Origin of the sequence: Luteimonas sp. YGD11-2 (assembly GCF_004118975.1) — a bacterium.
Taxonomy (GTDB): Bacteria; Pseudomonadota; Gammaproteobacteria; order Xanthomonadales; family Xanthomonadaceae; genus Luteimonas; species Luteimonas muca.
The window spans coordinates 272,268-284,601 of record NZ_CP035376.1; the positions used below are offsets into that span (position 1 = coordinate 272,268).

Here is a 12,334-nt window from a genome sequence, read left to right on the forward strand (position 1 = left end):
CCGGACTCAGCGCGGCTTGGCCGGGAACGGGAACGGCGTGACCACGCGCTCGCCGGACTCCGCATCGCGGATCGCCGACTGTCCCTTGCGCTCCACTTCCTCCACCCGCAGCACGCTCTGCATCGGCAGGTGCAGCACCCGGGTGTCGGCGAACTCGCTGCGCAGGCGTTCCTCGGTGGGGTCGACCACCAGGGTGTCGTGGACATCGAACACCAGGTCGGCGACCTCGACGAAGCCCCACAGGCTGCCGCTGGCCACGCGCCGCGCGTACAGCTCGTAGACGCGGCCGTGGTTGAGGAAGCTGATCTTGTACAGCGGCCTGGACATGCCGCGGATTATAGAAGGCGCCACATCGGCGGTGGTGAGCGCGCGGCACGCAGCGCGCGCGCAGTGTCGCCGTCAGTAGCCGTTGCGGCGGCGCAGCCTGCGTGCGATCGCCCCGCGGGACGCCACCGCGAACGCCACTCCGAACAGGAAGCCGCCGACATGCGCCGCCCACGCCACGGTGCCGAAGGCCGGGCCGATAAAGGCGAACACCACCTGCAACAGCGCCCAGATGCCGATCAGCAGCGAGGCCGGTGCGCGCACGAACTCCAGGAACAGCCCCAGCGGCACCACCACCCCGAGCCGCGCGCTGGGAAACAGCGCCAGGTAGGCGCCGATGATCGCCGATACCGCGCCGCTGGCGCCGATGATCAGCCGGTCGGGTGCACCGATCGCCAGCGCGGCGATGAAGTTCGCGAACGCGCCGCCGACCAGGAACAGCAGCAGCAGCCGCCAGGAGCCCATCGCCCGCTCGGCCGGCAGGCCGAAGATCATCAGGAACACCAGGTTGCCCAGCAGGTGGGTCCAGTCGGCATGCAGGAACAGCGCGGTCAGCAGCCGCAGCCAGCGTTCGGATTCCGCCCAGGTGCGCCACAGGTCGGGCGGTGCCAGGCCGCCGCTCAGCGCGCCCCATTCCAGCACCAGGTCGTGGCGCACCGCATCCGGGCGCATGGCGGCGGCCACGTAGGCCAGCCACAGCAGCGCGGCCAGCAGGGGCGTGGCCCAGCGGAACAGGGTGCGTGCGCGGGTGGGGACGGCAACGAACATGCAGGCGGCGATGGCGCGGATGCCGTCACGATAGCAGCCGGAAAATGCGGCAGCGCGTCGAGTAACCGCTCCGGACCGTACGGTATAGTGCGGCGCGCACCGCGTTCGGGAGGGAGCTTCCGATGGACGGGACCAGGCCGGCACAAGGCCCGGGCCGCGGCGGTGCGTCTTCCCACACCGTCATCGGAGTTCCTTACCCCATGCTCAGCCATACCCGCCTCCTGACCCTGTCCGCGCTCGCGCTCGGCGTGGCCGGCGCGCTTGCTTCCGGCAACGCCGCCGCCGCCGGCTTCCAGCTCAAGGAAAACAGCGTCAAGTCCCAGGGCACCTCGTTCGCCGGCACCGCCGCCAAGACCGGCGACAGCTCCGTCGTGGTCAACAACCCGGCCGTGATGACCCAGTTCGAAGGCACCACGATGCAGGCCGATGTCACCGTCATCGACCTCAACTACGAATACCAGGGCAGTGGCACCGACGCCCTCGGCCAGCCGCTGAGCGGCGGCAACGGCGGCAACGCCGGCGGCGTGACGCCGGTTCCGGCGCTGTCGGTGGTGCACAAGCTCGACAACGGCCTGGCGGTCGGCGCGATGATCAGCGCGCCGTTCGGCCTGGCGACGGACTACGACCAGGGCTGGATGGGCCGCTACTCGGCGCTGGAATCCGACGTGCAGGTCGTGGACCTGACCCTGTCCGGCGCGCTGGACATCACCGACCGCTTCTCGGTCGGCGCCGGCCTGATCTTCTCGCAGGCCGACGTCACCCTGTCGCGCGGCGTCGACTTCGGCACCCTGCTGTTCTCCAACCCGGCAACCCGCGCGCTGCCGTTCGCCCGCCCGCAGGCGGCTGACGGGACCGCCGAGATCCAGGGCGACGACGTGGGCTTCGGCTACATCGTGGGCATGCACCTGCGCCCGACCGACACCGTGGCGATCGGCGTGAGCTACCGCTCCGAGATCGACTACGAGCTGACCGGCACCGCCGACTGGACCGTGCCGGACAACGTGCGCACCGTGTTCAACGCCAGCCCGATGACCGCGCAGCTGTTCGCCGATGGCGGTGCGTTCGCCGAGCTGACCACGCCGTCGATCCTCAACGTCGGCGTGACCTGGCAGGCCACCGACCGCTTCGCGCTGATGGGCACCTACGCGCGTACCGGCTGGTCGTCGCTGCGCGAAGTGCGCATCCAGTTCGATAATCCGGACCCGGATTCGGTCGAGCCGTTCGAGTGGAAGGACGTGTCCTACTACGCGCTGGGCGCGGAATACATGCTCAACGACGGCTGGACCCTGCGTGGCGGCGTGGCGTACGACGAGACCCCGACCAGCATCGAGCACCGCACCCCGCGCCTGCCCGACGCGAACCGCATGTTCTACTCGGTCGGCGCCACCTGGCGTGTCACCGACGCGTTCGACATGAACTTCGCCTACACCCGCATCGAGCCGAAGAACCCGCGCATCGACATCAACGAGCCGGGCTACAGCCTGTCCGGCCCGTTCGACGGCGACGCCAACCTGTTCGGCATCTCGGCGCAGTACCGCTTCTGAGTGTCCTGAAGCACCCTGCGTGATCCGGAAGAGCCCCGCTTCGGCGGGGCTTTTTCTTGGGTCCTCTCCAGGCCCTAGGTGAGCATGATCGCCAGGGTGTTCGAGCCCCCTTTGAGCTGCTTCGTCGTGAGCCGCGCTGTCCGTCGCGCGCACCGGGGGGTGTGCTCCCCCGGCCGGACTTCGGCCGGCTGGGCATCCCCCTGTGGCCGTGGTGGGGCGCCCCGGGTTCCCCCAGAGCCGCCATACCTCGATCTAAAGAAAGGTCTCCTGCTTCCGCCCGATCCGGCAGCCGCTCAGCCGGAGTCCGCTTCGGCCGGAATGGACCGGATCAGCCCGCCAATCGCTCCAGCAGCCAGGCCCACGCCGGCAGCGTGGCCAGCGACAGCACGATCCCGTAGCCGACCAGCGCCGCGACCAGTCGCGGCGCGAGGCCGTGGGAGATCGCCAGCGCCGCCGCGGTGATCATGCTGGGCATCGCCGATTCGATCACGTTGGTCTGGAACATCGGCGGCGGCATCCGGAATGCCAGCGACAGCAGCAACGCGCAGGCCGGCATCAATACCAGCTTGATCACCAGGCCTGCGGCCAGCGGGCGCAGCTCGTCACGCGGCAGCCGCAGGCGGATCGACAGCCCCACCGCCAGCATCACCAGCGGCAGCAGCGCGTCGGCAAGCTTCTGCAGGCCGCCGGCGATCCATGTCGGTGGCTGCTCGGGCATCACCGTCAGGCCCACCGCCAGCGCCCACAGCGGCGGAAACCGCACGATGCGCAACCCGATCTCGCGCATCGTCGGGGGCGTATCGCCGGAGTAGCGCGCCAGCACGTACAGGCCGAAGGTCGATAGCAGCACGAAGGTGCCGAACTGGTCGTAGACCACCGCGTACGGCAGCGCCTCGTCGCCCAGCAGCGCACGCACCATCGGAAAACCGATGAAGCTGCTGTTGCCCAGCGCGGTGAGCAGCAGCAGCGCTCCGGTCTCGTCCCGGCGCAGCCGCAGCACGCGGGCCAGTGCCAGCACCAGCAGCGAACTGATCACCGCCAGCAGCCACGGCGTCACCGCCACCCCGACCAGCGAGGGATCGAAGCGCAGCCGCGGCACGTAGATCAGCACCGCCGCCGGCAGGCACACGTACAGCACCACCCGGTTGAGCGTTTCCGCCGCGCTGTCGGGCAACACGTCCAGGCGTGCGAACAGCATGCCCAGCGCGAGCATGGTCAGGATCAGTGCGAACGCATCGAATGCCATGGCGGACCGTGAAGGGGGAGGGCAACGACATGCCTGAAACGACGACGCCACGGCAGGCCGTGGCGTCGTGATGGCCGGATGCCGGGAGGATCAGTCTTCGAGCGTCAACAGCGAGGCGTTGCCGCCGGCCGCGGTGGTGTTGACGGTCACCGCCTTCTCGGTGGCGAAGCGCGCCAGGTAGTGCGGGCCGCCGGCCTTGGGACCGGTGCCCGACAGGCCCTGGCCACCGAACGGCTGCACGCCGACCACCGCACCGATCTGGTTGCGGTTGACGTAGACGTTGCCCACCCGCACCCGCGCGGTGATCCTGTCGACCGTCTCGTCGATGCGCGAGTGGATGCCCAGCGTCAGCCCGTAGCCGGTGGTGTTGATGTGGTCGATCACCTGGTCGAGTTCATTCGCCTTCCAGCGGATCACGTGCAGCGCGGGGCCGAACTTCTCGTGGTCGAGCTGCGACAGCGACTTCAGCTCCCACGCATGCGGCAGGAAGAACGTGCCGTGCTCCATCGCCGGGGTCGGCTGCGCGCGCGCGATCAGCCGCGCTTCGGACGCCATGCGTTCGGCGTGCTGCTCGAGCATGCGCACCGCCTCGTCGTCGATCACCGGGCCGACGTCGGTCGACAGCAGCGCCGGGTCGCCCACGCGCAGCCTGGCCATCGCACCGGCCAGCATTTCGATGACCTTGTCGGCGATGTCGTCCTGCACGAACAGCACGCGGGCCGCCGAGCAGCGCTGCCCGGCCGAGGTGAACGCCGAACCCAGCACGTCCTTGATCAGCTGCTCGGGCAGCGAGGACGAATCGGCGATCAGCGCGTTCTGGCCGCCGGTCTCGGCGATCAGCACCGCGATCGCGGCGTCGCGCGCGGCGAGTGCCCGGTTGATCGCGCGCGCGGTGAACGTCGAGCCGGTGAAGGCCACGCCGGCGACGCGGTCGTCGCGGGTCAGCGCACTGCCCACGGTGGCGCCGTCGCCCGGCACGAACTGCAGCACGTCGGCGGGAACGCCGGCCTCATGCAGCAGCTCGACCGCGTAATAGCCGGTGAGCGTGGTCTGCTCCGCCGGCTTGGCGATCACGCTGTTGCCGGCGGCCAGCGCCGCGGCCACCTGGCCGGCGAAGATCGCCAGCGGGAAGTTCCACGGGCTGATGCATACGAACACGCCGCGGCCGGCGAGCTGCAGCGTGTTGCTCTCGCCGGTGGGGCCGGGCATCGCCTCGGGCAGGAACAGGGTGCGCGCCTGGCCGGCGTAGTAGCGCAGGAAGTCCACCGCCTCGCGCACTTCGGCCACGCCATCGGGAATGCTCTTGCCGGCCTCGCGCGTGCACAGCGCGATGAACTGCGGCATGCGCGCTTCCAGCAGGTCGGCGGCATGTTCGAGGATCGCCGCACGCGAGGCGGCCGGAATGGCGTCCCAGCGCGGCTGCGCGGCGACCGCGTTGGCGAGCGCACGTTCCACCGTGGCCTCGTCGGCCGGCAGCCAGTGGCCGACGGTCTGGCGGCGATCGGCGGGGTTGGTCACCGCGATCTGCATGCCGCCCGGCTGCGCGCCCGGCACCAGCGGCGCCGCGCGCCAGCCCATGCCGTGCGCATTGACCTGCTCGGCGAGCTGGCGCAGCTGGTCGTCGTTGGCGAGGTTGACGCCCATCGAATTGCTCCTGTCGTGGCCCTGGCTGCGGTAGAGGTCGACCGGCAGCGGAATGCGGGGGTGGGGAATGCTGTCGTAGCCGGCGACCGTCTCGACCGGGTCCTGCACCAGCGCCTCGACCGGCACGGTCTCGTCGCTGATGCGGTTGACGAAGCTGGAGTTGGCGCCGTTCTCGAGCAGGCGCCGCACCAGGTACGGCAGCAGGTCCTCGTGGCTGCCCACCGGCGCGTACACGCGGCAGGGCACGCCGAGGCGGTCGGCCGGGATCACCTCGGCATACAGGTCGTCGCCCATGCCGTGCAGCTTCTGGAACTCGTACGGCGTGGTCTTGGCGCGCGCCGGTGCCGGCAGGTACAGCCCGGCCATGCGGTGCACCGCGGCGATGGTGTGTGCGTTGTGGGTGGCGAACATCGGGTACACGAGGTCCGCGGCCTCCAGCAGCCTGCGCGCAGTGGCCAGGTAGCTGACGTCGGTGTTGGGCTTGCGGGTGAACACCGGGTAGTCGGGGTGGCCATCGACCTGGGCGCGCTTGATCTCGCTGTCCCAGTAGGCGCCCTTGACCAGCCGCACCGGGATGCGGCGGCCACCCTGGCGGGCGAGGTCGATGATCCAGTCGAGCACGAACGGCGCACGCTTCTGGTAGGCCTGCACGACGATGCCGAAGCCTTCCCAGCCGGCCAGCGACGGGTCGCGCCAGGCGCGCTCGATGACGTCGAGCGACAGTTCCAGGCGGTCGGCTTCCTCGGCGTCGATGGTCAGGCCGATGCCGTGGCCCTTCGCCTGCTGTGCCAGCGACAGCAGTGCCGGCACCAGTTCCGCCAGCACGTTGGCGCGGTTGGCATGCTCGTAGCGCGGATGCAGCGCCGACAGCTTCACCGAGATCGATGGTGCCGCGAACACCGCGTCCGGGCCGTCGCCGCGCGGGCGGTCGCGGTGCTGGCCGATCGCATCGATGGCCAGGCGGTAGGCCTTCAGGTAGCGCGCGGCGTCGGCGTCGGTGAGCGCGGCCTCGCCGAGCATGTCGAAGGAATAGCGGTAACTGGCGTTCGCACCCTTGCGGCTGCGCGCCAGCGCCTCGTCGATGGTGCGGCCCATCACGAACTGGTGGCCCATGATCTTCATCGCCTGGCGGGTGGCCAGGCGGATCACCGGCTCGCCGACGCGGCCGATCAGGCGCTTGAACGCGCTGTGGGCATCGCGGCGGGTTTCATCGGCAAGGTCGACCAGCCGCCCGGTCAGCATCAGGCCCCAGGTGGAGGCGTTGACCAGCAGCGAATCCGACTGGCTCATGTGCTTCTTCCAGTCGGCCTCGCCGAGCTTGTCGCGGATCAGGCGGTCGGCGGTGTCCTCGTCGGGGATGCGCAGCAGGGCTTCGGCCACGCACATCAGCAGCACGCCTTCCTCGCTGCCGAGGTCGTACTGCTGCATGAAGGCCTCGATCGCGCCCTGGTGGCGTGCGCGCTCGCGCACCCGGCGCACCAGGTCGGCGGCGGTGGCCTGCACCGCGGCGGTGTCGGCGGCCGGCAGGCGTGCCCGGTCGAGCAGGGCGCGGACGTGGGTCGCCTCGTCGCGGATCCACGCCGAGGTGATGGCCGCGCGCGGTGCCGCCGGCTGCGGGGGAAGCTCTGGGGAGACGATTTCGGACACGGCAACCGCGCAGGACAGGGAAACGGTCCATTCTAGGTGGCGGCCCCGGTCGCGGACAGACCGATCCGGCCGCTTCCACGCGTCGCAATGGCGCATGATTCAGCTTGCCGCCGCGTGAGGAAGGGCGCTCCACGGTCATCGTCGCCCGGGTCGCGCAGGCGTCGGGGGGCACCGGCCGCGTCGCGCCGCGGTTTTACCCCGCGCCGGTGCCGCGACGCGCGGCTGCTTGCCCCTCGCAAGCGCGCGCCGCTACCATGCAGCGATTATCCGCAGTACGCCGCCGCTTCTGCGCACGTCCCCGGCTCGCCGGGAACAGTAGATGGTCGCGTCCGCTGCCAGCCATCCGCCATCAGGCATTCGGGGTCCCATCGTGATGCAAGCCGGTCGTTCCAACCCCTGGGGCATGCGCTGCGCGCTCATCGCGCTCGCCATGTCCGCGCCCGCCACGGCGCTCGCGCAATCCGCAGATCCGCACCGGTGGCAGCTCAACATGGGCCGCGGCGTCACCTCCACCGCCCAGCATGCCTACGACGCGCACATGTTCGCGCTGTGGGTGTGCGTGGCGATCGGCGCGATCGTGTTCGCGGCGATGGGCTGGGCGATGTTCTTCCACCGCAAGTCGCGCGGTGCGGTGGCGGCGCAGTTCAGCCACAACACCATCGCCGAGGTCATCTGGACGGTGATCCCGGTGATCCTGCTGGTGATCATGGCGATCCCCGCCACCCAGAAGCTGATCGCGATGTACGACACCCGCGATTCCGAGATGACCGTCAAGGTCACCGGCTACCAGTGGATGTGGACCTACGAGTACATGGGCGAGGACGTCACCATCGTCAGCCGCATGGACCGCGAGAGCGACCGCCTGCGCCAGGATCCCTCGGCCACCCGCGAGCAGCTCGAGGCCCACGGCAACTACCTGCTCGAGGTCGACAACGAGCTGGTGCTGCCGGTCGACACCAAGGTCCGCTTCGTGATCACCGCCGACGACGTCATCCATTCCTGGTGGGTACCGGCGCTGGGCTGGAAGCAGGACGCCATCCCCGGAATCATCAACGAGGCCTGGACCGAGATCCTCGAGCCGGGCGTCTACCGCGGCCAGTGCGCCGAGCTGTGCGGCAAGGACCATGCCTTCATGCCGATCGTGGTGCGCGCCGTGCCGCGCGCCGAGTTCGACACCTGGCTGGCCGCCGAGAAGGTCGCCAACGCGCCGCAGCCGGCGCCCCCGGCCGCGCCGGCCACCCCCGCGCAGCCGGAAGTGGAGCCGGCCGCCCCCGCCGCGGACGCCACCGCGCGCATTCCTGCCGAGACGATCGCCGCGCCTGTCGCCGGCTGATCGATCCCACCCAGACTTCCAGGCCACGCCATGTCCACCCATACCGCCCACGCCGACCACACCACCGACGAGCACGGCCACAAGCAGAGCTTCGTCGAGCGCTGGTTCTTCTCCACGAACCACAAGGACATCGGCACGCTGTACCTGCTGTTCTCGTTCGTGATGTTCATCATCGGCGCCGCGATGAGCGTGATCATCCGCGCCGAGCTCACCGTGCCCGGCCTGCAGATGGTCGAGCCGATGTTCTTCAACCAGATGGTCACCATGCATGCGCTGGTGATGATCTTCGGCGGCGTGATGCCGGCCTTCGTGGGCCTGGCCAACTGGATGATCCCGCTGCAGATCGGCGCGCCGGACATGGCGCTGCCGCGCATGAACAACTGGTCGTTCTGGATCCTGCCGTTCGCCTTCGCGATGCTGCTGATGACGCTGTTCCTGCCCGACGGCGGCCCCGCCAGCGGCTGGACGCTGTACCCGCCGCTGTCGCTGCAGGGCGGCAACAACGTCGCGTTCACCATCTTCGCCATCCACATGATGGGCATCAGCTCGATCATGGGCGCGATCAACGTCATCGCCACCGTGCTCAACATGCGCGCGCCGGGCATCGACCTGCTGAAGATGCCGATCTTCTGCTGGACCTGGCTGATCACCGCGTTCCTGCTGATCGCGGTGATGCCGGTGCTGGCGGGCGCGGTGACCATGCTGCTCACCGACAAGTTCTTCAGCACCAGCTTCTTCTATGCCGCCGGCGGCGGCGACCCGGTGATGTACCAGCACATCTTCTGGTTCTTCGGGCATCCCGAGGTCTACATCATGATCCTGCCGGCATTCGGCGTGGTCTCGGAGATCATCCCGACCTTCAGCCGCAAGCCGCTGTTCGGCTACCAGGCGATGGTCTACGCCACCGCGGCGATCGCGTTCCTGAGCTTCATCGTCTGGGCCCACCACATGTTCACCGTGGGCATGCCGCTGGGTGGCGAGATCTACTTCATGTTCGCCACCATGCTGATCGCCATCCCCACCGGGGTGAAGGTGTTCAACTGGGTGTCGACGATGTGGCGCGGCGCACTGACCTTCGAAAGCCCGATGCTGTGGTCGATCGCGTTCGTGATCCTGTTCTCGATCGGCGGTTTCTCCGGGCTGATGCTCGCCATCGTGCCGGCCGACTTCCAGTACCACGACACCTATTTCGTGGTCGCGCACTTCCACTACGTGCTGGTGACCGGCGCGCTGTTCGGCATCATCGCCGCGGTGTACTACTGGTGGCCGAAGTGGTCCGGGCGCATGTACAACGAGGCCTGGGCCAAGGTGCACTTCTGGTGGACGGTGGTGTTCGTCAACCTGCTGTTCTTCCCGCAGCACTTCCTCGGCCTGGCCGGCATGCCGCGCCGCATCCCGGACTACAACGTGGTGTTCGCCGACTGGAACCTGGTCAGCTCGATCGGTGCGTTCGGCATGTTCGTCACCCCGTTCATGATGTTCGGCATCCTGTTCCATTCGCTGAAGAAGGGTGCGCCGGCCCCGGCACGTCCATGGGAAGGCGCGCGTGGCCTGGAGTGGACGGTGCCGTCGCCAGCTCCGCACCACACCTTCACCACCCCGCCGGTGATCCGCCCGGGCGACCTGGCGCATGGCGATGTCGAACACCTGGACTACGACGACACCAGCTCGCACATCGACACCGCGACCGACAGCAATGCAAGAAAGGCCTGATCCACGCCAGGATCCCGCCCGCGTCGCCGGAAACCGGCGGCGCGCGCGGCGTACCGCGCTGGTGATCGGCGCGGTGGCGGTGACGATCTACGTGGTCTTCATACTTTCGGGAGTACTGGGACGGTGAGCGGGGCGCGCAAGTCGGATGTGGTCAAGCTGGTCGGCGTGGCGGTGGCGGCGTTCGCCTTCACCTTCTCGCTGGTGCCGATCTACCGCATCGCCTGCGAGAAGGTGTTCGGCATCCGTCTCGACGGGTCCGCGGTCAGTGAATCCGCCGCGGTATCCGCCACGCCGGTCGCCGAGCGCTGGGTGACGGTGGAATTCGACGGCAGCGTCAATTCCAAGCTGCCGTGGTCGTTCCGCCCCAACGAGACCAACCGGCGCGTGCGCGTGGGCGAGGTCTACGAGACCACCTACTACGCGCACAACAACAGCGCGGGCCCGGTGGTCGGCAGCGCAACGCCTTCGGTGGCGCCGGCGCGTGCGTCGGGCTACTTCCAGAAGACCGAATGCTTCTGCTTCACCCTGCAGACCCTGCAGGCCGGCGAGACCCGTGACATGCCGGTGCGTTTCATCATCGACCCGGCACTGCCGGCCGACGTGAACACGGTTACCCTCTCCTACATGTTCTACAAGAACGACCTCGCCACCGAACGCCTGTCGCAGGCGCCGCGGGCCGGGGCGCTCTCCACCGCGCGCGCGACGCGCTAGAACCCCAACCGACCGCAGCATCCGACGGAACACCGCCATGGCCCAAGCTCCCGCTACCCACGACAGCGACACCTACTTCGTGCCGCATCAAAGCAAGTGGCCGCTGTTCGCGTCGGTCGCCCTGTTCGTGACCATGTTCGGCCTGGCCGGCTGGTTCAACGATTCCGCCTGGGGGCAGGTCACCTTCTTCGTCGGCGTCGCCGGACTCTGCGCGATCCTGTTCAAGTGGTTCGCCGACGTGATCCTGGAGTCGGTGTCGGGCTACTACAACAAGCGCGTCGACGGCTCGTTCCGGATGGGGATGGTGTGGTTCATCTTCTCCGAGATCATGTTCTTCGGCGCGTTCTTCGGCGCGCTGTTCTACGCCCGCACGCTGGCGTTGCCGTGGCTGGGTGGCGAAGGTTCCGGGATGGCGACCAACGAGGTGCTGTGGGGCGGTTTCAGCGCGGCCTGGCCGAGCGCCGGCCCCGGCGACGTCGGCGGCGGCTTCCAGACCATCCCGGCCTGGGGTCTGCCGCTGCTCAATACCCTGCTGCTGCTGGCGTCGGGCGTGACCATCACGATCGCCCACCACGCACTCAAGGCCGGCCATCGCCTGCAGCTGCTGTGGTTTCTCGGCGCCACCATCGCGCTGGGCTGCATCTTCCTGTTCTTCCAGATCGAGGAATACATTCACGCCTACCGCGACCTCAACCTGACCCTGGGTTCGGGTATCTACGGTTCCACGTTCTTCATGCTCACCGGCTTCCACGGCGCGCACGTGACGCTGGGCACGATCATGCTGATCGTGATCTGGTTCCGTTGTCTGAAAGGCCACTTCACCCGCGAGAACCACTTCGCCTTCGAAGCGGTGGCCTGGTACTGGCACTTCGTCGACGTGGTGTGGCTGATCCTGTTCCTGTTCGTCTACGTGGTCTGACGGCGGAATCCGGTCTGCCGGTCCGGACGGGTCGCGGCCCGTCCGGTTCCCGGGCCGCAGGATGTGCCGGGCGCGGGCGCGGCGACGCAGGATCCCGGCGGGAGAGTCGGAGCGGCGGATGGGCAGCGGGGTGGGCCCGGCGCACGACGCAGGCTGGCCGGATCGTCATCAGCCGGTAGCGATGTCACACCGGCTGCAGGCGTGGCCGCGGCGCAGCACACGCGGCCGCTCACGCCGGGCGCGGTTACCCGCCGACGCCGTGCGGCTCGATCCAGCCCATCCAGATCGCCAGCATCACCAGCAGGATCAGCGCCACGGACAGGCCGATGCGCTTGGTCAGCGCATTGACCGTGCGCTTGGTCTCGCCCTTGTCGACCAGCATGTAATACAGGCCAGTGCCGAGGTTCCACAGGATGAGCACCAGAAAGGCGGCGATCAGCAGGATCTTCAGCGAGTCGTTCATTGCGGTCTCCGGCGCAGGCTGC

General features: G+C 68.8%; 9 protein-coding genes and 1 pseudogene. 5 read left to right on the forward strand and 5 right to left on the reverse strand.

Annotated elements, in window-relative coordinates:
• Positions 1-6 precede the first annotated feature (6 nt).
• Positions 7-327 (reverse strand): DUF1820 family protein, encoded by a 321-nt coding sequence (locus tag ERL55_RS01270; protein ID WP_129134811.1) that lies wholly within the window; start codon positions 325-327, stop codon positions 7-9.
• A 72-nt stretch (positions 328-399) separates the two neighbouring features.
• A complete protein-coding gene (locus ERL55_RS01275) occupies positions 400-1,092 on the reverse strand; it encodes a rhomboid family intramembrane serine protease (protein WP_129134812.1) in 693 nt (230 codons plus the stop codon).
• Between the two features lie 200 nt (positions 1,093-1,292).
• Between ERL55_RS01275 and ERL55_RS01280 the strand changes: the two genes are divergently transcribed.
• On the forward strand, positions 1,293-2,636 hold the full coding sequence (locus tag ERL55_RS01280) for an outer membrane protein transport protein (RefSeq protein ID WP_164972085.1): 1,344 nt from the start codon (positions 1,293-1,295) through the stop codon (positions 2,634-2,636).
• 328 nt (positions 2,637-2,964) lie between these two features.
• Here ERL55_RS01280 and ERL55_RS01285 read toward each other — a convergent pair whose 3' ends face one another.
• The gene (locus ERL55_RS01285) at positions 2,965-3,882 is read right to left on the reverse strand and encodes an AEC family transporter (RefSeq protein ID WP_129134814.1); all 918 of its coding nucleotides are present in this window, start codon (positions 3,880-3,882) and stop codon (positions 2,965-2,967) included.
• 90 nt (positions 3,883-3,972) lie between these two features.
• A complete protein-coding gene (gene putA, locus ERL55_RS01290) occupies positions 3,973-7,164 on the reverse strand; it encodes a bifunctional proline dehydrogenase/L-glutamate gamma-semialdehyde dehydrogenase PutA (protein WP_241685870.1) in 3,192 nt (1,063 codons plus the stop codon).
• Between the two features lie 412 nt (positions 7,165-7,576).
• On the opposite strand from putA, the gene coxB reads away from it, so the two are divergent.
• From coxB to ERL55_RS01310, 4 genes and pseudogenes are all read left to right on the forward strand, one after another.
• Positions 7,577-8,506 carry a cytochrome c oxidase subunit II gene (coxB, locus tag ERL55_RS01295; RefSeq protein ID WP_129137142.1) on the forward strand — a complete coding sequence of 310 codons (930 nt, stop codon included), beginning with the start codon at positions 7,577-7,579 and terminating at the stop codon, positions 8,504-8,506.
• Positions 8,507-8,536: 30 nt separating this feature from the next.
• Positions 8,537-10,153: pseudogene (ctaD, locus tag ERL55_RS01300) on the forward strand (cytochrome c oxidase subunit I); the annotation flags it as partial.
• 189 nt (positions 10,154-10,342) lie between these two features.
• A complete protein-coding gene (locus tag ERL55_RS01305; protein WP_129134817.1) occupies positions 10,343-10,930 on the forward strand; it encodes a cytochrome c oxidase assembly protein in 588 nt (195 codons plus the stop codon).
• A gap of 37 nt (positions 10,931-10,967) precedes the next feature.
• A complete protein-coding gene (locus tag ERL55_RS01310) occupies positions 10,968-11,849 on the forward strand; it encodes a cytochrome c oxidase subunit 3 (protein WP_129134818.1) in 882 nt (293 codons plus the stop codon).
• Between the two features lie 244 nt (positions 11,850-12,093).
• On the opposite strand, the gene ERL55_RS01315 is transcribed toward ERL55_RS01310, so the two are convergent.
• A complete protein-coding gene (locus ERL55_RS01315) occupies positions 12,094-12,312 on the reverse strand; it encodes a twin transmembrane helix small protein (RefSeq protein ID WP_129134819.1) in 219 nt (72 codons plus the stop codon).
• Positions 12,313-12,334: the final 22 nt, after the last annotated feature.